This is a genomic window from Nocardia carnea, from assembly GCF_029868325.1.
Taxonomy (GTDB): Bacteria; Actinomycetota; Actinomycetes; order Mycobacteriales; family Mycobacteriaceae; genus Nocardia; species Nocardia carnea_C.
The window spans coordinates 21,058-42,365 of the sequence record NZ_JARWNW010000318.1 but is presented as its reverse complement, the minus strand read 5'-3'; the positions used below and the strand labels follow the sequence as shown (position 1 = coordinate 42,365).

Annotated in this window: 23 protein-coding genes and 1 pseudogene; 16 read left to right on the top strand and 8 right to left on the bottom strand. The window is 67.3% G+C overall.

Annotated elements, in window-relative coordinates; all coding sequences use genetic code 11:
• Positions 1 to 47 precede the first annotated feature (47 nt).
• Together QH196_RS32145 and QH196_RS32140 are read right to left on the bottom strand one after the other, a co-directional pair.
• Entirely contained in the window at positions 48 to 1,229 is a 1,182-nt protein-coding gene (locus QH196_RS32145; protein WP_280419610.1) for a 4-hydroxybenzoate 3-monooxygenase, read from the bottom strand.
• Complete coding sequence (locus QH196_RS32140; RefSeq protein WP_280419609.1) at positions 1,226 to 2,461, bottom strand: MFS transporter; 1,236 nt, start codon at positions 2,459 to 2,461, stop codon at positions 1,226 to 1,228. Before QH196_RS32140 ends, QH196_RS32145 begins: the two co-directional genes overlap by 4 nt.
• Before the next feature lie 122 nt (positions 2,462 to 2,583).
• Between QH196_RS32140 and QH196_RS32135 the strand changes: the two genes are divergently transcribed.
• Positions 2,584 to 3,489 (top strand): LysR family transcriptional regulator, encoded by a 906-nt coding sequence (locus QH196_RS32135; RefSeq protein WP_280419608.1) that lies wholly within the window; start codon positions 2,584 to 2,586, stop codon positions 3,487 to 3,489.
• A gap of 10 nt (positions 3,490 to 3,499) precedes the next feature.
• On the opposite strand, the gene QH196_RS32130 is transcribed toward QH196_RS32135, so the two are convergent.
• Entirely contained in the window at positions 3,500 to 4,156 is a 657-nt protein-coding gene (locus QH196_RS32130) for a CoA transferase subunit B (RefSeq protein ID WP_280419607.1), read from the bottom strand.
• Positions 4,153 to 4,899 (bottom strand): CoA transferase subunit A, encoded by a 747-nt coding sequence (locus QH196_RS32125; RefSeq protein ID WP_280419606.1) that lies wholly within the window; start codon positions 4,897 to 4,899, stop codon positions 4,153 to 4,155. The genes QH196_RS32130 and QH196_RS32125 overlap by 4 nt, the downstream gene beginning before the upstream one ends.
• A gap of 150 nt (positions 4,900 to 5,049) precedes the next feature.
• Between QH196_RS32125 and pcaH the strand changes: the two genes are divergently transcribed.
• The 6 genes from pcaH to QH196_RS32095 all read left to right on the top strand — a co-directional run bounded on the left by pcaH (position 5,050) and on the right by QH196_RS32095 (position 9,905).
• Positions 5,050 to 5,772: a protocatechuate 3,4-dioxygenase subunit beta gene (gene pcaH, locus QH196_RS32120; protein WP_280419605.1), complete on the top strand. Its 723-nt coding sequence runs from the start codon at positions 5,050 to 5,052 to the stop codon at positions 5,770 to 5,772.
• Positions 5,765 to 6,391 (top strand): protocatechuate 3,4-dioxygenase subunit alpha, encoded by a 627-nt coding sequence (pcaG, locus tag QH196_RS32115; RefSeq protein ID WP_280419604.1) that lies wholly within the window; start codon positions 5,765 to 5,767, stop codon positions 6,389 to 6,391. Before pcaH ends, pcaG begins: the two co-directional genes overlap by 8 nt.
• An 8-nt stretch (positions 6,392 to 6,399) precedes the next feature.
• Entirely contained in the window at positions 6,400 to 6,825 is a 426-nt protein-coding gene (locus QH196_RS32110) for an ABC transporter permease (protein WP_280419603.1), read from the top strand.
• The gene (locus QH196_RS32105) at positions 6,822 to 8,522 is read left to right on the top strand and encodes a dipeptide/oligopeptide/nickel ABC transporter permease/ATP-binding protein (RefSeq protein WP_280419602.1); all 1,701 of its coding nucleotides are present in this window, start codon (positions 6,822 to 6,824) and stop codon (positions 8,520 to 8,522) included. The genes QH196_RS32110 and QH196_RS32105 overlap by 4 nt, the downstream gene beginning before the upstream one ends.
• Before the next feature lie 2 nt (positions 8,523 to 8,524).
• Entirely contained in the window at positions 8,525 to 9,409 is an 885-nt protein-coding gene (locus QH196_RS32100) for an ABC transporter ATP-binding protein (protein ID WP_280419601.1), read from the top strand.
• Positions 9,410 to 9,587: 178 nt separating this feature from the next.
• Entirely contained in the window at positions 9,588 to 9,905 is a 318-nt protein-coding gene (locus QH196_RS32095) for a hypothetical protein (protein WP_280419600.1), read from the top strand.
• A 199-nt stretch (positions 9,906 to 10,104) separates the two neighbouring features.
• On the opposite strand, the gene QH196_RS32090 is transcribed toward QH196_RS32095, so the two are convergent.
• On the bottom strand, positions 10,105 to 10,713 hold the full coding sequence (locus QH196_RS32090) for a TetR/AcrR family transcriptional regulator (protein ID WP_280419599.1): 609 nt from the start codon (positions 10,711 to 10,713) through the stop codon (positions 10,105 to 10,107).
• 215 nt (positions 10,714 to 10,928) lie between these two features.
• Here QH196_RS32090 and QH196_RS32085 point away from each other — a divergent pair, with 215 nt between their 5' ends.
• On the top strand, positions 10,929 to 11,150 hold the full coding sequence (locus QH196_RS32085) for a hypothetical protein (RefSeq protein ID WP_280419620.1): 222 nt from the start codon (positions 10,929 to 10,931) through the stop codon (positions 11,148 to 11,150).
• Positions 11,151 to 11,348: 198 nt separating this feature from the next.
• On the opposite strand, the gene QH196_RS32080 is transcribed toward QH196_RS32085, so the two are convergent.
• On the bottom strand, positions 11,349 to 12,542 hold the full coding sequence (locus tag QH196_RS32080) for a DUF1684 domain-containing protein (RefSeq protein WP_280419598.1): 1,194 nt from the start codon (positions 12,540 to 12,542) through the stop codon (positions 11,349 to 11,351).
• Between the two features lie 146 nt (positions 12,543 to 12,688).
• Here QH196_RS32080 and QH196_RS32075 point away from each other — a divergent pair, with 146 nt between their 5' ends.
• Positions 12,689 to 13,279: a helix-turn-helix domain-containing protein gene (locus tag QH196_RS32075; RefSeq protein WP_280419597.1), complete on the top strand. Its 591-nt coding sequence runs from the start codon at positions 12,689 to 12,691 to the stop codon at positions 13,277 to 13,279.
• 110 nt (positions 13,280 to 13,389) lie between these two features.
• A pseudogene (locus tag QH196_RS32615) lies at positions 13,390 to 13,524 on the top strand (IS3 family transposase); the annotation flags it as partial.
• Here the strand turns inward: QH196_RS32615 and ychF are convergent.
• A complete protein-coding gene (gene ychF, locus QH196_RS32070) occupies positions 13,520 to 14,599 on the bottom strand; it encodes a redox-regulated ATPase YchF (protein ID WP_280419596.1) in 1,080 nt (359 codons plus the stop codon). The pseudogene QH196_RS32615 and the gene ychF overlap by 5 nt on opposite strands.
• Before the next feature lie 104 nt (positions 14,600 to 14,703).
• Between ychF and QH196_RS32065 the strand changes: the two genes are divergently transcribed.
• Genes QH196_RS32065 through QH196_RS32045 form a run of 5 tightly spaced genes read left to right on the top strand, consistent with a single transcriptional unit; the run spans position 14,704 to position 18,102 of the window.
• Positions 14,704 to 15,546 (top strand): helix-turn-helix domain-containing protein, encoded by an 843-nt coding sequence (locus QH196_RS32065; protein WP_280419595.1) that lies wholly within the window; start codon positions 14,704 to 14,706, stop codon positions 15,544 to 15,546.
• A gap of 4 nt (positions 15,547 to 15,550) precedes the next feature.
• Positions 15,551 to 15,976, top strand: a complete 426-nt coding sequence (locus QH196_RS32060) for a VOC family protein (protein WP_280419594.1) — start codon at positions 15,551 to 15,553, stop codon at positions 15,974 to 15,976.
• 49 nt (positions 15,977 to 16,025) lie between these two features.
• Positions 16,026 to 16,454 carry an ester cyclase gene (locus QH196_RS32055; protein ID WP_280419593.1) on the top strand — a complete coding sequence of 143 codons (429 nt, stop codon included), beginning with the start codon at positions 16,026 to 16,028 and terminating at the stop codon, positions 16,452 to 16,454.
• Between the two features lie 53 nt (positions 16,455 to 16,507).
• Complete coding sequence (locus QH196_RS32050; RefSeq protein WP_280419592.1) at positions 16,508 to 17,596, top strand: MerR family transcriptional regulator; 1,089 nt, start codon at positions 16,508 to 16,510, stop codon at positions 17,594 to 17,596.
• Positions 17,593 to 18,102: a hypothetical protein gene (locus QH196_RS32045; RefSeq protein WP_432279589.1), complete on the top strand. Its 510-nt coding sequence runs from the start codon at positions 17,593 to 17,595 to the stop codon at positions 18,100 to 18,102. Before QH196_RS32050 ends, QH196_RS32045 begins: the two co-directional genes overlap by 4 nt.
• 81 nt (positions 18,103 to 18,183) lie before the next feature.
• On the opposite strand, the gene QH196_RS32040 is transcribed toward QH196_RS32045, so the two are convergent.
• Entirely contained in the window at positions 18,184 to 18,705 is a 522-nt protein-coding gene (locus tag QH196_RS32040) for a pyridoxamine 5'-phosphate oxidase family protein (protein ID WP_280419591.1), read from the bottom strand.
• A gap of 191 nt (positions 18,706 to 18,896) precedes the next feature.
• On the opposite strand from QH196_RS32040, the gene QH196_RS32035 reads away from it, so the two are divergent.
• Positions 18,897 to 21,158 carry a carbon starvation CstA family protein gene (locus QH196_RS32035; RefSeq protein WP_280419590.1) on the top strand — a complete coding sequence of 754 codons (2,262 nt, stop codon included), beginning with the start codon at positions 18,897 to 18,899 and terminating at the stop codon, positions 21,156 to 21,158.
• Positions 21,159 to 21,308 lie beyond the last annotated feature (150 nt).

The window sequence follows — 21,308 nt, the reverse complement described above, 5'->3', positions numbered from 1 at the left end:
TGGACGGCGCGGCCGAACAGAATGTGCTCTTGCACAATGCTTTTGGATCAACGGGCAGGCTGCCATCCGGTGTAGGCCTCGGCGAGGTAGGCCGCACCGTGCCGGGACCCGGTGACCAGGCCCAGTTCCCCGCGTTGCCGCTCGATATCGAAATCGGAGGCGCCGTCGACGGAATGCAGCATCGTGGTCATCCAGTACGAGAAATGCTGGGCCTTCCAGACCCGGTCCAGCGCCCGCTCGGTGTAGCTGTCCAGCGCGCCGTCCCCGGCACCGGCGAGGTACTCGGTGATCGATTCGTGCAGGACTTTCACATCCGCGAGGGCGAGGTTCAGGCCCTTCGCACCGGTCGGCGGCACGGTATGAGCGGCATCGCCGGCGAGCAGCAACCGGCCGTGCCGCATCGGGGCGGTGACGAAAGACCGGAACGGCAGCACCATCTTGGCGCTGATCGGGCCCTCCTGGATTTCGAACCCGTTGCCGTTGACCCGCCGCCGCATTTCCGCCCAGACCCGGTCGTCGTCCCATTCCTCGGGCCGTTCGTCGGGTGAGCACTGGAAATACATTCGCTGCACGGTGGGTGTGCGCTGGCTGACCAGCGCGAATCCGTGGTCGGAGTGGGCGTAGATCAGTTCCGGATGCGAGGGCGGCGCCTCGGTGAGGAAACCGAACCAGGCGAAGGGGTATTCGCGGAACCATTCGCGGCGGGTGCCTTCCGGGAAGGTTTTCCGGCAGACCGATCGCGACCCGTCGGCGCCGACCACCAGCTCCGCCTCCACGCGGCACGGCTGTCCGTCCGCATCGGTGAAGGAGACGGTGGGCCGCTCCCCCGAGATATCCACCGCGGTATCGGCCACGCCGTAGCGCACATCACCCTGATCGGCTTCCCGCCGGGCGGCCAGATCGACGAACACATCGTTCTGCGGATACAGCCATACCGATTCGCCGACCAGTTCCTGGAAGTCGATGCGGTGGTTGTCGCCGCGGAACCGCAACACCACGCCGTCGTGCCGGTCGCCCTCGGTGATCACACGATCGGAGACGCCGGTGTCCACCAGCGTGCGCACCGAACCGGCTTCGAGGATGCCCGCGCGGATCGTGGTGGCGATCTCTTCGCGGCCGCGGATATCGACGACCACCGAGTCGATTCCGGAGCGGTGCAGCAGATGCGACAGCAGCAGACCGGCCGGGCCCGCGCCGACTATCGCTACCTGGGTGCGGGTGGATTTCATACGGCATACTCCTTCGACTGCTCGGGTCCGGACGGTGTGACGGCTGGGTTCGCGTGCCGGGCGGTCAGTCCGGGCACCGTGGCCAGTGCGAGCAGCCCGAGCCCGGCGACCAGCGCGAAGAAGTAGAAACCCCACGGATGCGCGGAACCGGCGACGATGAGCGCTCCGGTGATACTCGGCCCGAAGATGGCGCCGAGCCGGCCCACGGCGGCCGCGAGTCCGAGCGCGGTGGCGCGTACTTCGGCCGGGTAGGCCTGGGTGACGTAGGCGTAGACAAGGACCTGGGCCGAGAACACGAAGATGCCGGTGACCAGAACCAGCGCGTTGAGCAGCACGGTGTTCGGCACCTTGATGCTGAGCACCGCGAGCAGGATGGCGGCAGCACCGAACCAGACCAGGATCGTCGGTTTGGTGCCGCGGCGGTCGGCGAGCACGCCCGCGACGACGAGCCCGATGATCGCCCCGATATTCAGGACCAGCAGCAGCGTCAGCGAGGTGGACATGTTGTATCCGGCGTCGCGCATGAGCTTCGGCAGCCAGGTGTTCAGGCCGTAGACCAGCAGCAGTCCCATGAACGACCCGACCCATACGCCGAGTGTGGTGCGCAGGTATTTCGGCTGCAGCACAACGGTGGGCTTGACGCGTTCGGTCTTACCCTGCGCCGCCAGGTACGCATCGGATTCGGGCAGTTTGAACCACATCAGCGGCAACAGCAGCAGTCCGGCCACACCACCGGCGTAGAACAGGATCTCCCAGCTGGGGATGAGCCAGAGCGCGGCTACCGATGCCAGCACCGCACCGAAGTGGTAGCCGGTCATGGTGAACGTGCTGGCGAACGCGCGGCGCGCGGGCGGCATATGTTCGGCCATGAAGGTGAGGGCGGTGGGCATACACGCGCCGAGCCCGAGCCCGGCCAGGAGCCGGAAGGCGCCGAACATGCCGACCGAACCCGCCCACGGGACGGCGATCGTGAATACCGAGAACAGCAGGATCGAGCCCAGCAGCACACTGCGGCGGCCGTAGCGGTCGGCCAGCGGTCCGACTCCGGCGGCACCGATGGCGACGCCGACCAGGGAGATGGTCGCGGCGAAGGTGGCGCTCGCGGCGGTGAAACCGATGTGGTTCTCGTCGATGAGAGTCGGGATGACCGCGCCGAGGACGACCAGGTCGTACCCGTCGAGCAGCACGGTGAGCCAGCAGAGCGCGGCCGGCCACGACAGTAATTTGTTCATGAGTGGGAATTCATTTCTGATCTTCGGATCGGCGTCGACCCGGGCTGTGATGGCACTCACGCTAGGCTGGCGTTCTCCAGAAATCCAATAGATGTTTTTCTGTTCTCGAATAGAGGAGATCTATGTCCGATGTCGATCTGAACCTGGTGCGCACCTTCGTCCTGCTGTACGAGACCCGCAGCGTGACCGCCGCCGCCGATCTACTCGGCGTCACCCAGCCCACCGTCAGCTACGGCCTCGGCAAACTACGCCGCCGCCTCGACGACGAACTCTTCGTCCGCGGCCCGGGCGGCCTGGTCCCCACCTCGGAAGCCGAGCGGCTGTACCCGCCACTTCGCCGGGCACTCGCCGAGGTCACCGAAACACTCGGCACCACTTCGGAATTCGATCCCGATCGGCCGACCCAATTCACGCTCGGCCTCTCCGACCTGGGCGAGGTGACCGTCCTACCGCTCGTCCTGGCCGAACTCGCGGCACAGGCCCCACAGGCCCGGCTGCGGGTGACGGCGTTCGACCTGGAAACGGCCACCGACCGGCTGACCCGCGGTGAAATGGATGCGATCGTGGCCAGCCCGGTCCTGGATTCGCCGCGGCTGCGCCGGACCGTTCTGTTCACCGAGGGCTACGCCGGGATGGTCGCCGCCGACCACCCCCGGCTGAAATCCGCAGCCCCCGATCAGGCCGAACTCGAACGGGAACGCCATGTCGTGGTCGACGGCGCGACCGGGCATACGGGCCCGCGAAAGGCACTGGTCGAACACCGGCTGGAGAACCGGATCGCGGTGCGGGTGACCCGTTTCGCGACCCTCCCCTACGTGGTGCAGGACAGCGAACTGGTCGCGATCGTCCCGGAACGGGTCGCCCGGGCGCTGGCCCGCACGCACGCGGTGCGGATCTTCGCCCTGCCGTGGCCGATCGAACCGGTCGCGGTGGCCGCCTATACGCGCCACGCGCCGGGTCGCGGGGGGCCACAACAGTGGTTCCTGGAGGTCATCCGGACGGCGATGGCCCGTATGCCGGCGCTATGAGCCCGCGGTGTCAGCCCACCCGCGCCGACAGTTCCGCGGCGACCTCGATATCCGCACCGGTGGCGGCCCGTACCTCGGCGACGGTGACGCCCGGCGCGGTTTCCACCAGCACCAGCCCGTTCTCGGTGACGTCGAGGACCGCGATATCGGTGATGATCCGGTTCACGCACCCCAGTCCGGTGAGGGGCAGACTGCATTCGTCGACGATCTTCGGCGCGCCCGAACGCGAGACGTGTTCCATCATCACGATCACCCGGCGCGCGCCGTGCACCAGGTCCATGGCCCCGCCCATTCCCTTGACCATCTTGCCGGGAATCATCCAGTTGGCGAGATCACCGCGGGCGCTGACCTGCATCGCGCCGAGAACCGCCACATCGACCTGCCCGCCGCGGATCATCCCGAACGAGGCCGCCGAATCGAAGAACGAGGCACCGGGCAGCACGGTGATCGTTTCCTTGCCCGCATTGATCAGTTCGGGATCGAGTTCTTCTTCGGTCGGGTACGGCCCGACACCGAGGACACCGTTCTCCGAATGCAGGACGACGGTGATGTCGTCGGGCAGATAGTTGGGCACCAGGGTCGGCATGCCGATACCGAGGTTGACGTACTGGCCGTCGGTGAGTTCGGCGGCGACGCGGGCCGCCATCTGTTCGCGGGTCAGTTTCATGCGCGCACCGTCCTGTTCTCGATTCCTACGTCGACCTTGCCGACCGGTACGACCCGCTGGACCTGGATACCGGGGGTGTGCACCTGGTCGGGGTCGAGTTCACCGGGTTCCACCAGGTGTTCCACCTGGGCGATCGTGATGCGGCCCGCCGCGGCCGCGGGCGGGTTGAAGTTGCGGGCGCTGGCGCGGTACACGAGGTTGCCGTGCCGGTCGCCTTTCCAGGCGTGGACCAGGGCGTAATCGGTGACGATGCCGCGTTCCATGACATAGGTGACCCCGTCGAATTTCCGGGTTTCCTTCGGCGGACTGGCCACCGCGACCCCACCCGCCCCGTCGTAGCGCAACGGCAGGCCACCCTCGGCGACCTGCGTGCCCACGCCCGCGGGCGTGAAGAACGCCGGGATTCCCGCACCACCGGCACGCATCCGTTCGGCGAGGGTGCCCTGCGGGGTCAGCTCCACCTCGAGCTCACCGGACAGGTATTGGCGCGCGAATTCCTCGTTGGCGCCGACGTAGGAGCTGATCGTGCGGCGGATCCGGTGGGCCGCCAGCAGGACGCCGAGGCCGAATCCGTTGGTGCCGCAGTTGTTGCTGACGACCTCCAGTTCCGTGGCGCCCTGGTCGAGCAGCGCGTTGATCAGCGCTTCGGGGATGCCGACCAGCCCGAATCCGCCGACGGCCAGTGATGAACCGTCGGGGATATCGGCGACCGCGTCGGCGGCTGAGGCAAAGACTTTGTCCATCACGCGCTCCACAGTAACCGCATTTGTACGTATTGTGAACTCATGTGCGTATAGTGAACGCATCGGGCAGTGATTGCTCCGGCCGCCGCCGAGTCTTATGCTGTTCGCATCCCGTAGCAGTGTCCACATCCCGAACGCGAGGTCGCGCGCATGCTCCAACTGCCACCGCGGTACCGCGGTATCGACAAGAACGAGGAAGCTCCGCTCGACTTCGCCGAATACCGCTCCACCACCCTCCGCCACCCCAAACAACCGCTGCTCCTGCTCCCGCAGCGGCTCGGCGAACTCACCGGCCCGGTACTCGGCGAGGGTCGGGTCACCGAGGCCGACGCCGATCTCACCCTGGCCCGCGGCGGTGAAGCGCAGGGGCAGCGAATCGTCGTCCACGGCCGCGTCCTCGACAGCGACCGCAAACCGGTCCCCCACACCCTGGTCGAAATCTGGCAGGCCAACGCCGGTGGCCGCTACCGCCACCAGGGCGATCAGTGGCCCGCACCGCTGGACCCGCATTTCGACGGCGTCGGCCGCGTCCTCACCGACAATGACGGCCACTACTCGTTCACCACGATCAAGCCGGGCGCCTACCCCTGGGGTAACCACCACAATGCGTGGCGGCCCGCCCATATCCATTTCTCCCTGTTCGGGCGCGCCTTCACCCAGCGTCTGGTCACCCAGATGTACTTTCCGGACGACCCGATGTTCTTCCAGGACCCGATCTACAACTCGGTTCCCGACGGCGCCCGCCAGCGCATGGTCAGCGTGTTCGACTACAGCGCCACCAAAGACAACTGGGCCCTGGGTTTCCGGTTCGACATCGTGTTGCGCGGTCGCGACGCGACCCCCTTCGAAGAGGAGGACGATCACGATGAGTGATACCGAATTCGCACCCCGCTACCCCGTGATCCCCGGGGATTTCACCACGGTCGAGTTCGGGCCGACCCCGTCGCAGACCGTGGGCCCCTACCTCCATATCGGACTTCCGTGGCCGGACGGACCCGACGTGGTCACACCGGGAACCGACGGATCGATTACCGTCACAGTGACGGTGCTGGACGGGGAGCGCAACCCCGTCCCCGACTCCCTCGTCGAGATCTGGCAGGCCAACCGCGACGGCGTATTCGAGCACCCCGACGATCCGCGCCCGCAGACCGACCCGGCATTCCGGGGCTTCGGCCGCTGCCCCACCGACACCACCGGAACCACCCGGTTCACCACCGTCAAACCCGGCCCGATCGCGGTCGGTGACGGCTCCGATCAGGCACCGCATCTGAACCTCTCGGTATTCGCCCGGGGCATGCTCGACCGGTCGATCACCCGCCTCTACTTCCCCGACGAGCAGGCCGCCAACGAAACCGACCCGGTACTGGCCGCGCTCCCGGAAAAGCAGCGGCACAAGCTGATTGCCGCCGCCACCCCCGAGGGCTACCACCTCGATATCGTGCTGCAGGACGCCGACCCGGACGGTGCCGAGACGCCGTTCTTCTACCTGTAGGAGTACGCGTGCCGCGTGGAGAGCTGTTCGACCCGCTGTTCGGAGCCGCCGAACTCGGCGCGGCCCTGTCCGACCGCGCCTGGATCGCCGCCCTGATCGAGGTGGAATGCGCACTCGCCCGCGCCAAAGGCCTGCCCGAACGCCGCGTCGCCACCGGACATGCCCTGCGCACCGCACTGCTGCCCATCGCCACCAACGCCACGATGGCCGCCGGTGCCCTCGTCTCCGGCGCGGTCGTGGTCGAAACCGTGTTCTCGTATCCGGGTCTGGGGAAGGTCATCGCCGATGCGGTCGCCGCGCGCGACTACCCGATGCTGCAGGGCGCTTTCCTGCTCGCCACGCTCGGCGTGATCCTGGCGAATATCCTCGCCGATCTGCTCTACCCCCTGCTCGACCCACGGGTCCGGCACTCCCGACAGGTGGTCCCCGCATGACACGTCTGCGCACCGGTTGGCGATCCCTGTCCGTCACGAGCCGTATCGGTATCGGCATCGTGCTCCTCTTGTGCGCTGTCGCGATCTTCGCCCCGTGGCTGGCGCCGTACGACCCGGGCGAACGCGTGACGCGACCGTTCGCGGCGCCGTCGGCAGCGCATCTGCTCGGTGCCGACGATGTCGGCCACGATCTGCTCAGCATTCTGCTCTTCGGCGCGCGGCCTTCGCTGCTGGTGGGGTTCATCGCCGCCGTCGCGGCGACCCTGGTCGGGATGGCCGTCGGCATCACGGCCGGCTACCTGCGCGGGATCACCGATACCGTGCTCATGCGCATCGTCGACGTGGTCCTGTCGCTACCCGTAGTCCCGCTCACCCTGGTGATCGGCGTACTGGCCGGGCCCGGGATCGTCACGCAGATCTTGGTCATCTCCATCGCGCTGTGGGCCCCGGTGGCCCGCGAGCTGCGCGCCCAGGTGCTCAGTGTGCGCGAACGCGACCATATCCAGGCACTACGCGCCATGGGCGCCCGCCACAGCTATGTGCTTGTGCGGCATATCGTTCCGGCCGTCGGCGTACTCGTCGTACCGCAGCTCGTACTCGCGGTCAAGAACGCGGTACTGCTGGAATCCTCGCTCGCGTTCCTCGGTCTCGGCGATATCACCTCCATGAGCTGGGGCATGATGCTGAGTGTCGCAGGCGGCCGCAGCGCCTTCCTCACCGACGCCTGGCTCTGGTGGGTCGTCCCGCCGGGAGCCCTCATCGGACTGACCGTGCTGGGTTTCGCGCTCGCCGGTGGCGCCGTGGAGCGCACGGCGGGCGGGGTCACCCGCCGATTCGTCCGGCGCAGCAAGCCCAGCCGCCCCGCGGTGGCTACCGCTGTCCCGGATAGCGATATGGGCGACGCGCTGCTCCGCATCGAGGGGCTCACCGTGCGCTACGGCGAAGGTGAGAGCGCGGGCGGCGGATGCACCGACGTCGATCTGGTGATACCGCGTGGGCAGGTCCTCGGTCTGGTCGGCGAATCGGGGTCGGGCAAGTCGACCGTCGCGGCCGCAATCGTGGGTCTCATGCCCGCGGCAGCCCGGATCATCTCGGGACGTATCCGGCTCGGCGACGTAGACCTGCTCGACCTCGGCAACCGCGCGCGGCGCGCACTGCTCGGTTCGCGTATCGGTCTCGTACCGCAGGAAGCGCAATCGGCACTCAACCCCGTGCACCGTATCGGCGACCAGATCTGCGAGGCGGTCCTCGTCCACAGCGATATCACCCACGACCGCGCGCAGGAACGCGCCCGTGAACTGTTGCGGATGGTGGGACTGCCGGCGGACAGATACAGGGCGTTCCCACACGAACTCTCGGGCGGGCAGCGCCAGCGCGTCGTCATCGCGATCGCCCTGGCCAACGAACCGGAACTACTGGTCGCCGACGAACCCACCAGCGGCCTCGACGTCCTCGTCCAGCAGGAGATCCTCGACCTGCTCGAGGAACTACGGGCCCGGCTGAACCTGACGATGCTGATCGTCACGCACGACCTGCCGGTTGTCGCGCAGACCGCCGACCGCGTCGCCGTCATGCGCGCAGGCACGGTGGTCGAGCAGGGCGCGGCCGGCCCCGTGCTGACCGACCCGCAGCATCCCTACACCCGCGACCTGATGGGCGCGATGCCCGATATGAGCGAGTTCGATAAGGCCCTGTGACGATGACGACCGAAATGATCCGGACAGCGGCGGCGAACGACAACCACCCGGCAGACCGGCAGGAACCGGTTCTCCGCGTGGCCGACCTGACGGTGCGGTACGGCGATACCGTCACCGTCCGCGATGTGCACCTCGAACTCCACGCCGGCGAAACCGTAGCCCTCGTCGGAGGTTCGGGAGCAGGCAAATCCACCATCGCGAAAGCAATTGCCGGACTGGTAATTCCGTCCAAAGGATCCACTCTGCTCGATCTCTCGGCGAACAGCAGCGACCGATACGATCGCATCGATCTGCTCACCGCCGCTGCCTCCGTCCGCCGCGCAGCCCGCCGGGCCGTGCACCTGGTGATGCAGGATCCCTACGCGTCCCTGCCACCACATCGCCGAATCCTCGATATCGTCGCCGAACCTCTCGTCATCCACCGCATCGGCGATACCACGACCCGAACGGAAGCCGCCCGGGCGGCGCTGCACGCAGTCGGCCTCGACCCCGCGCACTACGCCCGCCGGTTCCCACACGAACTGTCCGGCGGCGAACGCCAGCGCGTCGCCTTCTCCCGCGCGATCGTCACCCGGCCGGCCGTGATCCTCGCCGACGAACCGACCGGCATGCTCGATGCCACCCTCCGCGCCGAGGTATCCCAGCTCATGGGCGATCTCGCCCGCGACCACGGCACCGCGATCCTGCACATCACCCACGACCTCGCCCTCGCCGCCCACACCTGCGACCGCGTCCTCGTGATGGCCGACGGCGCAATCGTCGAACAGGGCGCGACCGCACGGGTCCTGCGCGATCCACAGCACCCCACCACGAAGCGACTCCTACTCGCAGCCTTGCGCGGGTCCCGGCGCCTGGCCGGCACCGACGAAGCGCTGCCTGGGGCGTGATACGTCGTACGGCATATCCGAGACCAGCGGCGCGGAGACACTGAAGCGCAGAGCCCTCCTCGCGCTCCCGCGCCGGGCGCGCAGCAACCGCCCCCCCGCGCACGTCACAACCGACCCAGGTAACAAGAGCGACTTCTCAGCGATGTGATCCATACAACATCGATTCAGGAGGTCCGCTATGTTGTCTGCGAAACGGCTCGCCGCCGGCGCCATCGTTGCCACCGCAACCGCGGCGACTGTGCTTGCAGGGGGCGGTGTGGCTCAGGCCGATGTCCCGGTGTGGCAGGCCAACTGTCACGTCTACAACATCTTCAACACCGGCGGGATGGCCAATTGCGAGCTACCGGCCTGGCACCAGGTGAAGCTCACCTGTGTCGCATGGCCCGTCCCGTTCACCTATTGGAAGTACGGGCCGGTGCACTACGGACAGAATCAGTCCTGGGCCAGTTGCGACGCACCGGGCGCACTGGTGCGGGTCGAGGTCATCCAAGCTTAGGTCGCGGCACGGCCGATCCACCGACTGTCATCGCACCCTGGTGACGGACGCCGGCGGCCGGGGTCCGATAACCGATCCATCAGCACGACCGCGGTCCGCCGGCCCAGCTCACCTGATGCAATCGAGCGCGCCGGGAGTCGTGATTACGACGTGATCAGGCCCGGCGCTGCTCAGCCTGGGCCCGACAGCACCAGACCACTCACGACACTCGAGCGCAGGCTTCGCGTACTCCGTATGCGGCCATGAACATGTCGAGGAGTCCATCGATAGCGTTCTCGTCGACGGGACGTGAAGTGAGCAGCCAGCGGTAGTAGAGAGTGCCGCACAGGACCTCGGCGGCGTAGTCCAGATTCGCGTCGGCGACCAGTTGGCCGTCGCGTTGCGCCCGGGTGATCCGATCCAGGGTTCGCAGTTCGACTGTGGCCAGGAATCGTTCGTACAGCGCCGCCCTGAGTCCGGGGTCGGCTTGCGCTTCGGCGATGACCGCCCGATAGACGGGACCGATGGGCGGGGTGGAGAGAGCCTGACTGGAACGTACGAACTGCTCACGCAGATCCGCCCGGACAGTCTCGGATGTGCGGTAGTCCAGGTCACTGATCCACACGACGCTCAGCGCGTCCAGCAGCAACTCCGCGATGGAGGGCCAGCGCCGATAGATGGTGTGTTTCCCGACGCCGGCCCGTGCCGCGATGGCTTCGACACTCAACCCCCGATAACCGACCTCCGTCGCCAAATCGAGGGTGACGGCCAGCAGCTCTCTGGTGCGTTCGGCGCCACGGCGGCGCGGTGCGGTGGACGAGTCGGCCATGCGCCGAGCATACCGGCACGGTGCGTGCCGTTGACAAGTCGTCGAAGTTGGCGCAACATGCGGTTATCGACACGCACCGTGCCGATAATGGGCAGCCGGCACCGTGCTCAGCCCCGGAAAGAAACAGACCTTCACCAGCCGGGCGCGGCCGATACCACCGGGCTCGCCGAACAACGACAAGTGGGAACAATGACGAGGAGAACGCCGTGAAGACCATGACCTGCCGCCAACTGGGCGGCCCGTGCGACTTGGAGCTCAGCGCGGAGACCGCCGACGAGATCATCAAGGCACAGGATCGGCACCTGCGGGAGGCCGCTCGCAGTGGCGACGAAAACCATGTACCGGCCCACGAGGAAATGAAGGGACGCTGGAAGCACCCCCTGAAAGCGATGGGGTGGTATCGCGACACCAAGAAGGCTTTCGCGGCGCTTCCGTGATGTCACCGAACCGGCCCGGGGCGCCCTCAAAGGTGGGGTTCCCCGGCCACCGGAACAACGTCGAAGCACCCGGTGCGATGCCAAAGCTGTCGCCAGCAGGATCACCATATCCGGATCCGACGCGAGGACAGGGGCCGACAGAGATTCGGCACCTGGGCGACGGTCGTGCCCAGGTGCCGAAGATCCCGCCGCGTTGGATCAGCTCGCGCTGCCTTCGTTGGGCGGCGTCATGTTCGCGTACTCCTCGATGCGGTCGATGAGACCGCCCTGGAAACCGAAGTACATCGCCACGGGCAACTCGGTGCCGGCCCCGTCGGGCATGTCGATATGCAGCACGTGCTGCTGGAGCACCTCGTCGGGCTTCTGGAACTGGCGGGTGATCTCGTACCGCAACGCGACGACACCCCCGCCGCTCGACATCTGCCCGAGCTGCTCGAGATTCTCCTCGATCGTCTGCTCGCCCTTGCCGTCGTTGTGCCAGACAGTAGCCGTGTCCGTGCACATTGCTCGCATGCTCGCGAAGTCGAAGTGCTCCAGATGCCGCAGGTACTGGACCGCCTTCTCGATCAATTCCGGTTCCATGATTTCGTCCTGTCCTCTATCGTCGGGCTCGGTCACCGTGCTCCTGCTCGTTCCGTCGAGAACGAGTGCACGTTCCCCGGCGTCAACGACGACTGGCAGATGGTTCGCTTCGAGCGGGATCGGGCACGGAAACGCCGTGGAGAACACATGGTGGGGCAGGGTCACCTTGTTGAAGTCGACGCGCAGGTTTGTGCCCTCGTCCGGGGGGAGGATCAGCCATCGACCGATCTCGGGTGTGTCGGTGCCGCTGCTGGGATCGGTGAAGACCGCCAGACGCAGGCCCGGGACGGATTCCAGCACCACCAAGGTGTACTCCCGGCCGCCGAGCTCGACGACCAGATCTCCCGGGGCAGAGACGGTCTCCTTGCTCCGAGGGCTCGTCAGACGCTCTACTTCGATGGTACGGCCTGGCGTCGGCCGATACTCGGCGTCGACGACCCAGTTCGGATCGTAGGGATAGCTCGCGATATCGCGCAGCCTCGTGAGAACAGGTGCGGAAGGGTCCCAGACGACCATGCCGTAGGTTCCGCCCCGGCCCTGTACGAAACATACCCGCCCGTCAGCAAGCTCCACCTGGCTCCCGGATTCGACTTCCACCGCACCTGTCACCGGCCGCCCGCCGATCGACGCTCCGTCCGCGGCGGTGACGGTGAGGGTCAAGACCCCCGAGGCGCTCACCTCCCATCGACCGGGCAAGCCCGACACCCCCGGCTCGGGATGCGACACCATGGCCAGCTGGACGGTGCCCGCTTTGCCGCCCGGGCCGGCAACCTCCTCCCAACGGTTCTTCCGCCAGGTCGCGTACTCCACCGGCACACCCGGGTGGCCGGAGTCCTCAGTAGACATAGATCCTCCTGTTCCGGTCGACGCCCGAAACGAGTGCCCTTCAGGTGCCACACTGCAACGGCAGCAGAAATCCTTGCAAAGACTTTTGCCGTTCTGGCAAACTGACTGCCATGAACGCGGAGAAGGGCGAGGGCCTCGACGCCGTCGGACCCCGGCTGCGCAACCTGCGCCGAGAACGTGATACCACGCTGGCCGAGATGTCGACCGCTACCGGCATCTCCATCAGCACGCTGTCCCGGCTGGAGTCCGGCTCTCGGCGGCCGACCTTGGAACAGCTACTACCGCTGGCCAAAGCGCACGGCGTCACGCTCGACGAGCTGGTCGATGCTCCAGCCACCGGTGACCCACGTGTTCACCTGCGCCCTATCCACTGCAAGGGAGGGCAGACGGTCCTGCCGTTGACCCGCCATCCCGGCGGTATCCAGGCCTACAAGTTCATCCTCCCCGGAAGCCGCGGCTCGGATCAGCCCGTCCTGGAGACCCACGAGGGGTACGAATGGGCTTACGTCCTCAACGGACAGTTGCGGCTCGTACTCGGTGAACGCGACATGATCCTCTCGCCCGGTGAAGCCGCCGAGTTCGACACCCGCACACCACACTGGTTCGGCGCCGCAACCACCGGGCCCGTGGAGTACCTCTGCCTCATCGGTCGGCAGGGCGAGCGCGCACACGTCCGCGTCCGCACCACTCCCACGCAGTGAAGGATCCCTCCGGCCGGGCAACCGAAGCCGGCACCCGGTGACGTTCACCGATGCGGCAAACACGTTTGGTGTTCTCCCACACCGAGCCCCGCTGGATGCCCATCAATGAAAAGCGGATCGGTCCACCGGTCCACGACGACCTCGTGAAGCGCGACCTCTGCGCTGTCAAGGACGTCTTCTCCGGCCGGATCGTCGGCTACTCCATGGATTCCCGAATGAAGGCGCCTCTGACCTGGTCTTCTATACGTTGAAGCGGAATTCGACCACGTCGCCGTCGGACATGACGTAGTCCTTACCTTCCATCCGGACCTTGCCCGCCGCCTTCGCCGCGGCCATCGACCCGGCTTCGACCAGGTCGTCGAAGGCCACGACTTCGGCCTTGATGAAGCCGCGTTCGAAGTCGGTGTGGATGACACCGGCCGCCTTCGGAGCGGTGTCGCCCTGGTGGATGGTCCACGCGCGGGCTTCTTTCGGGCCGGCGGTGAGGTAGGTCTGCAACCCGAGAGTGTGGAAACCGGCGCGCGCCAGGGCGTGCAGCCCGGGTTCGGTCTGGCCGATGGATTCGAGGAGTTCGGCGGCGGATTCGTCGTCGAGTTCGAGGAGTTCGGATTCGACCTTGGCGTCCAGGAATACCGAATCAGCCGGGGCCACAGAGGCTTTCAGCTCCGCGACCTTCGCCTCGTCACTCAGCACCGACTCGTCGGCGTTGAAGACGTACAGGAACGGTTTGGTGGTGAGCAGGGACAGTTCTTTGAGGAGTTCCCCGTCGATCTCCTTCGCGGCGTGGAACAGGGTCCGACCGCCGTTGAGGATTTCCTGTGCCTGCTTCGCGGCGTCCGCGTACGGTTTGCGGTCCTTCTTGACCTTGGCTTCCTTCTCCAGGCGGACGACCGCCTTCTCGAGAGTTTGCAGGTCGGCGAGGATGAGCTCGGTTTCGATGACCTCGATATCGGAGGCCGGGTTCACCTGGCCGTCCACGTGCACCACATCGTCGTCGGCGAAAACGCGGACCACCTGGCAGATGGCGTCGGCTTCGCGGATGTTGGCGAGAAATTTGTTGCCGAGGCCGGCGCCCTCGGAGGCACCCTTCACGATGCCGGCGATATCGACGAAGGACACCGTGGCGGGGACGATACGAGCCGAGTCGAAGATTTCCGCGAGCTTGTCGAGCCGGGGGTCGGGCAGCGGAACCACGCCGACGTTGGGCTCGATGGTCGCGAACGGGTAGTTCGCGGCGAGCACGTCGTTGCGGGTCAGCGCGTTGAACAGCGTCGATTTTCCGACGTTGGGCAGGCCGACGATTCCGAGGGTGAGACTCACGAGGACTGGAGTCTACGCGGGACAGCGCCCGGGCCGGCGGTCGGCCGTGCGTGGGCGCGGAAACGGGGGCGCGACGGGTGCCGGACCGGCGTAGCGTGACAGCTATGGAGCCGACCTCTCAGGTGGTGACGGCCCACCCGGCCCCGGCGCTGGCGGCTTTCATCGACGGATATATCGGTTATCGGATGACCGGGTTCGCAGCGGGCCTGCACCGCGGGCTGCCGTCCCGGCATATGACATTCATCGTGGCCATCGGGCCCGCGATCGATGTGATCAGCCAGACCGACACCCGCCAGTCCCCGGACAACTACCGCTGCGTGCTCGGCGGCCTCCAGGACACGCCGGCGATGATCGCGCACGACGGCACCCAGGAGGGGGTCGCCGTGAAACTCACCCCGATGGGTTGCCGGGCGCTGTTCGGTCTGCCCGCGGCGGAGCTGTGGAGTACATCGATCGAATTCGCCGATCTGATCGGTGCACCCGGCAGGCAGCTGTGGGAGGAACTGCAGGAGCATGCCGGCTGGCCACAGCGGTTCGCGGCCTGCGATCGGGTGCTCACCCGGCTGCTGATCCCGGAACGGACCGTCGGCCCGGAGCTGTCCTGGGCGTGGCGGGCGGTGGCGCGGTCGCACGGGACGGTGGGTGTCGAACCGCTCGCCGAACGTATCGGGTGGAGCCGGCAGTACCTCACCAAGCGGTTCAGCAACGAGTTCGGATTGAGCCCGAAGGTGGCGGGCCGGATCGCACGATTCGAGCGGGCCAAGCAGATGCTGCTGAACACCCCCTCGTTCGTTTCGATCGCGCAGGTGGCCGCCGCCTGCGGGTACTACGACCAACCGCATCTCAACCGCGAGTTCGCGCGCCTGGCCGGTTGCAGCCCGACCCAGTGGCTGGCCGAGGAGATTCCATCCGTCCAAGACCCGGAGCTCGCCGGCGAGCCAGGCTGAAACCATGACAGCACCAGAGAAAACCACGACCACCACACCCGCACCGACCGTCTGGCCGTGCCTGGCATTCCGGGATGCCCACGGCACCGCCGACTTCCTGGTCAAGGCCTTCGGATTCGAACTGACCGCGATGTATGCGCGCGACGGCGATCCGTCGGTCATCGAACACGCCGAACTGCGCTGGCCCGAGGGCGGCGGAATCATGTTCGGCACCGCGGACAAAGACGGCGGCCTGCCGGAGCGGCGCACGCCGGGAACCGAGTCCGTGTACGTCGTGTGCAGCGACCCGGACGGCCTCTACGAACGCGCCACCGCCGCGGGCGCGGAGACGATCAGGGGAATGAAGGACGAAGATTACGGGTCGCGCGGGTTCACCGTCGCCGACCCGGAGGGTAACTACTGGAGCTTCGGCACCTACCGGGGCCAGTGACAGGGCCGGTCACGGCTGCGTCCGGACGTTGACGAAGGAGATGATGCCGGTGGACAACGACGCGATGCGCGCTCTCTACCGCAAGTGGCTGCCCGAACTGTGGAATTCCGATCCCGAGACGATGCCGGCGATCGCCGAGGAGATCTTCGCGCCGGACGCGGTGGGCCACTGGGGTAGTGGCGAGGATCCGGTGGGCCCGAAAGCCATCGCGGCCCGGGTACAACAGACCTACACCATGTTCGACGACGTCTCGGTCACGCTGCTCACGGGCCCGATCGCGGACGGCGACTGGATCGCGGCCCGATGGGAGTTCGCCGGACGTTATCTCGGAGGAATTGCCGGTATCCGGGCCGCGGCCGGCACCCGGGTGCGCTACCCCGGTATGGACCTGTTCCGCGTCGCGGACGACCGGCTCGCCGAATACTGGCCGCACGGCGCCGATCTCTCCCTGATGCAGCAGCTGGACGCACTCGGTTGATCGACGCGCTCTGGGCTTGACCTTCACCTTGCTCGAAGCCCGATGATGGGCGAGTGCCCGAATCCGACCTGATCACCATCGGCGCGTTCGCCCGCTCCTGCGGTATCACCGCCAGCGCGCTGCGCTTCTACGACGACTCCGGTCTGCTCGCGCCGGCCGGGGTCGACGAGAGCACCGGCTACCGCTACTACGCCCCCGAGCAGGTGGCCCGGGCGGTGACCATCCGCCGGTTGCGGGATCTCGATATGCCGCTGGACGGTATAGCCGGGGTGCTCGCCGCCGACGCCCACGATGCGGCCCGGTTGATCGACGACCATATGGCGCGGCTGGTCGAGCGCACCCAGCAGGCGCGGCGGACCGCGGAGATCGTGAAGGCCGCGCTGGGCGAACCCGCCGGATGGCCGGTGGCGACGGTGCGCGGGCCGGTACTCGCGGCGGCGGTCGAGCAGATACTCGCCGCCACCGGCACCGACCCCGACCTACCGGTATTGGCCGGTGTCCGGCTCGAGTCGACCCCCGAATCGCTGACCCTCACCGCCACCGACCGGTACCGGTTGTCCACCCGCACGGTCGTACCCGAGCAGGCCGGTTCGGCCGAATGGTCGGCGACCGTGGACGGCCCCGATCTGAGCGCGGCACTGCAGGAGATCCGCCGGGCCCATCTGGTGGATCTCGAGGCCGGGGAGCACAGCATCCGGTTCCGTTCGGCCGACGGGGTCGTGCGGACCTGCCGGACGCTGACCGACCCCTTCCCCGACCACCGCGCGCTGCTGGCCTCGCTGCCCGCGGCACAAACCCATGCGGTGGTATCGAAACACGAACTGATGCGCGCGCTGGAACAGCAGCGGGCGCGCTATCTCCGGATCACGGTCTCGCCCGGCTCGCTGGCGGTCTCGGATACCGCTGCGGCGCTCGGAACTCAACTTTGCGCGATGGTCACCGGCCCGCCCGCCGACCTCGTCTTCGGTTTCACCATCCTGCACCCGGCCGTCGCGACCGCCATCGGCCCCGATGTGCGCCTCGATATCGGTGGCCCGCGGGACCCGATGGTCGTCCGGTCCGCGGATAACGGCGACCTCACCACCCTGGCCATGCCGGCCGACCCCACAGTTGTCGACACAGAGAACGGAATCCCGAATTGACCACCCACCAGCTGTCCCCCGATACCACCATGAACGCCATCACCGCGGCCGTCACCCTCGGCCGAACCGGTGATACCGAAACCGCGCGGGCCCGGCTGCTCGAGATCTGGTGCGAGCTCGGAGCCGCCGGCGACCCGCTGCACCGCTGCAGTCTCGCCCACTATCTGGCCGACCTCTACGACGATCCCGCCCAGGCTTTGGCCTGGGATGTCCGGGCACTCGACGCTGCCGATACCCTCAGCGACGATCGCGTCCAGCAGTACCACGCAAGCCTGCAGGTAGCGGGTTTCTACCCCTCACTGCACCTCAACCTGGCCGACAACTACCGGCGGCTGGGGTCGTGGGACGCGGCCACCGAACAGCTCTCCGCCGCCCGGGCACATCTGAACGCTCTCCCTGACGACGCCTACGGAGAGATGATCCGCACGGCACTGGACGAAGTCGCGGCGGCGATCACGCAACGATCCACCGAACGCCGCCCGAGCGCTCCGAGCCCGCGGTCCTGAACGGATCGGCGAGACGCTCACCGCCGAGCGTAATCACCACCCGGCCCTATGTCCTCGAAGGACAGTTCGCCGCGCGCACTGTCAGGGCGCGGTGAGCTTCGCGAAATCGGGGGCGTAGACGGTGATCCAGTGCGGGCGCAACCGGTAGTAGACGACTTCGTGGTCCCAGTCGAAGCCGTCGTCGCCGTAGTGGTCCTTCAGGTAGGCGAGGAGTTCGGGCCATTCGGGGTCCGGTTCACCGCTCGCCGGGTTCAGGATCTCCGCGGTGCCGTGCGTGAACACGCCCAGGTCCTCACCGTCCATATGCGCGACGCTGGCCCCCGGACGGGCGGCGAGGTGGCGGGCCTTGGCGGCGTCGGGCGCGGTGCCGAAATACCAGCGGCCGTGCAGGAAGTGCCCGTCGACGCCGCTGATTCGCGGTTCGCCTTTGGCAGTAACAGTGGACAGCGCGAGCGTGCGCATACCGGTGAGGACCGCGGTGAGCTGCTCCGCGGTCAAGGTGCGGTCGGCGGCGATGATCGAGCGCAGATGGGTTGTGGAGCCCGCGAGGGACGAGTCGAGCAGGGCCTGCAGTTCGGCCAGTTCTTCCGGAGTTTCGCGCATTGCCCCACCGTAAGCGCGCCCGGGCCCGCCGCGGTTGACCGAAATTGCTCACTTCGGCGGCGGTGCCGGGGGCCGGGCGTCGTCCGCTCGGCGCGCCACAGCGACCGTTCGGCGCAATCGTCCGACCGCCCGGTACCCATCGGTTAACTTCATGTGACAGGCATGTCCGCTCGCTGTACAGGAGTTGCCCGATGGGGACAATCGAATACCTCAAGACCGACCCCGATCGGCCACCGGTCGGTGTGGTCGACCGCTCCCCGATCACCCCCGCGAAGAAGGCGATCTTCGCGGCCATCGCGGTGCTCGGGGCGGTGGCCTGGACGATCCTCGCGATCGCGCGCGGTGAGTCGGTCAATGCCGTATGGATCGTGATCGCCGCGGTCTGTACCTACATCATCGCCTACCGGTTCTATGCCCGGCTGATCGAATACAAGGTGGTCAAACCGCGCGACGACGTCGCGACGCCCGCCGAGATCATGGACAACGGCAAAGACTTCATGCCGATGGACCGGCGGGTGCTGTTCGGGCACCATTTCGCGGCCATCGCTGGTGCGGGTCCGCTGGTCGGGCCGGTGCTGGCGGCTCAGATGGGGTATCTGCCGGGGACGATCTGGATCATCGTCGGTGTCGTCTTCGCGGGCGCCGTCCAGGACTACCTGGTGCTGTGGGTGTCGATGAAGCGGCGCGGCCGCAGTCTCGGCCAGATGGCGCGCGACGAGCTCGGAGCGATCGGCGGAGCGGCGGCGATCATCGGCGTGCTGGTGATCATGATGATCCTGCTGGCGGTACTCGCACTGGTGGTGGTGAATGCGCTCGCGGAAAGCCCGTGGGGTGTCTTCTCCATCGCGATGACCATCCCCATCGCCCTGTTCATGGGTATCTATCTGCGCTATCTGCGGCCGGGCGCGGTCGGTGAGATCTCGGCGATCGGTTTCGTGCTGCTGATCCTGGCGATCATCGCGGGCGGCTGGGTCAACGAGAACGAGACCTGGGCGGGCTGGTTCACCTTCTCCCCGGTCACCATCTCCTGGATGCTGATCGCCTACGGTTTCGTGGCCTCGGTGCTGCCGGTGTGGTTGCTGCTGGCGCCGCGCGACTACCTGTCGACCTTCATGAAGATCGGCACCATCGGGCTGCTGGCCGTCGGCATCCTGATCACCCTGCCCGCGCTGAAAGCACCCGCGATCTCCGAATTCGCCACCTCGGGCACCGGCCCGGCGTTCGCGGGCAGTCTGTTCCCGTTCCTGTTCATCACCATCGCCTGCGGTGCGCTGTCCGGATTCCACGCACTGGTGTCGTCGGGGACGACGCCGAAACTGCTGGAGAAGGAATCGCACGCCAAGATGATCGGCTACGGCGGCATGCTGATGGAGTCGTTCGTCGCGGTGATGGCCATCATCACGGCCTCGATCATCGACCAGCACCTGTATTTCGCGATGAACGCTCCCGCCGGCGCGACCGGCGGCACGGCGGAAAGCGCGGCCGCCTACACCAACAGCCTGGGTCTGTCGGGGCCGCCGACCAGCGGTGCCGCTCTCGATCAGGCCGCGGTGGATGTCGGCGAGGAATCGGTGATCTCCCGCACCGGCGGCGCCCCAACCCTCGCGATCGGTATCTCGGAAGTATTCGCGGGATTCCTCGGCGGCGCCGGGATGAAGTCCTTCTGGTACCACTTCGCGATCATGTTCGAGGCGCTGTTCATCCTCACCACGATCGACGCGGGCACCCGCGTGGCACGGTTCATGCTCTCGGATTCGCTCGGTAATCTGCGCGGCCCCGCCCGCAAGTTCTCCGACCCGTCCTGGCGGGTCGGCGCCTGGCTGTGCTCGGCGATCGTGGTGGCCGCCTGGGGTTCGATCCTGCTCATGGGCGTCACCGACCCGCTCGGCGGTATCAACGCCCTGTTCCCGCTGTTCGGTATCGCCAACCAGCTGCTGGCGGCGATCGCGTTGACCGTGGTGCTCACCATCCTCGTGAAGAAGGGCCTGACGAAGTGGGCATGGATACCGGGCGTGGCGCTGGCCTGGGACCTGATCGTCACCATGACCGCCTCCTGGCAGAAGATCTTCTCCGCCGACCCGAAGGTCGGGTATTGGAAACAGAACAGCATCTGCCGTGCGGCCCGTGATGCCGGTGAACTCTGCCTGACCGCGAAATCCCCCGGAGATGTGGACGCGGTGATCCGCAATACGTTCATCCAGGGTGTGCTGTCGATCGTCTTCGCGGTGCTGGTGCTGATCGTGGTGCTGACGGCGGCCTGGGTGTGCTACCGGGCCTGGAAGTCCGGTGGCACCTCCACCACGGAATCACCCGAGGAACCGTCGAAGATCTTCGCGCCCAGCGGTTTCCTCGCGACCCCCGCGGAGAAGAAAGTGCAGCAGGAGTGGGACGAGCTGATCGCCAAGGGTGAGGTCGCGGTGCCGGGCGCGGCCCACGCGGAGGTACGCAGTTGATCCGCCGCCACCCGGACGCCCCCCCCCCCCCCCCCCCCGGGGGGGGGGGGGGCGCCCGGGGGGGGGGGGGGGGGGGGGGGGGGGGGGGGGGTGTGGGGGCCGGGGGGGGGGGGCGGGGGGGCCCCCCCCGCCGCCTCCCCGCTCCCCCCC

Bases quoted from the DNA above. Each gene is read 5' to 3' on its own strand.
- QH196_RS32145 (WP_280419610.1), bottom strand. From the start codon at position 1,229: ATGAAATCCACCCGCACCCAGGTAGCGATAGTCGGCGCGGGCCCGGCC.
- QH196_RS32140 (WP_280419609.1), bottom strand. From the start codon at position 2,461: ATGAACAAATTACTGTCGTGGCCGGCCGCGCTCTGCTGGCTCACCGTG.
- QH196_RS32135 (WP_280419608.1), top strand. From the start codon at position 2,584: ATGTCCGATGTCGATCTGAACCTGGTGCGCACCTTCGTCCTGCTGTAC.
- QH196_RS32130 (WP_280419607.1), bottom strand. From the start codon at position 4,156: ATGAAACTGACCCGCGAACAGATGGCGGCCCGCGTCGCCGCCGAACTC.
- QH196_RS32125 (WP_280419606.1), bottom strand. From the start codon at position 4,899: ATGGACAAAGTCTTTGCCTCAGCCGCCGACGCGGTCGCCGATATCCCC.
- pcaH (WP_280419605.1), top strand. From the start codon at position 5,050: ATGCTCCAACTGCCACCGCGGTACCGCGGTATCGACAAGAACGAGGAA.
- pcaG (WP_280419604.1), top strand. From the start codon at position 5,765: ATGAGTGATACCGAATTCGCACCCCGCTACCCCGTGATCCCCGGGGAT.
- QH196_RS32105 (WP_280419602.1), top strand. From the start codon at position 6,822: ATGACACGTCTGCGCACCGGTTGGCGATCCCTGTCCGTCACGAGCCGT.
- QH196_RS32100 (WP_280419601.1), top strand. From the start codon at position 8,525: ATGACGACCGAAATGATCCGGACAGCGGCGGCGAACGACAACCACCCG.
- QH196_RS32095 (WP_280419600.1), top strand. From the start codon at position 9,588: ATGTTGTCTGCGAAACGGCTCGCCGCCGGCGCCATCGTTGCCACCGCA.
- QH196_RS32090 (WP_280419599.1), bottom strand. From the start codon at position 10,713: ATGGCCGACTCGTCCACCGCACCGCGCCGCCGTGGCGCCGAACGCACC.
- QH196_RS32085 (WP_280419620.1), top strand. From the start codon at position 10,929: ATGACCTGCCGCCAACTGGGCGGCCCGTGCGACTTGGAGCTCAGCGCG.
- QH196_RS32075 (WP_280419597.1), top strand. From the start codon at position 12,689: ATGAACGCGGAGAAGGGCGAGGGCCTCGACGCCGTCGGACCCCGGCTG.
- QH196_RS32065 (WP_280419595.1), top strand. From the start codon at position 14,704: ATGGAGCCGACCTCTCAGGTGGTGACGGCCCACCCGGCCCCGGCGCTG.
- QH196_RS32060 (WP_280419594.1), top strand. From the start codon at position 15,551: ATGACAGCACCAGAGAAAACCACGACCACCACACCCGCACCGACCGTC.
- QH196_RS32040 (WP_280419591.1), bottom strand. From the start codon at position 18,705: ATGCGCGAAACTCCGGAAGAACTGGCCGAACTGCAGGCCCTGCTCGAC.
- QH196_RS32035 (WP_280419590.1), top strand. From the start codon at position 18,897: ATGGGGACAATCGAATACCTCAAGACCGACCCCGATCGGCCACCGGTC.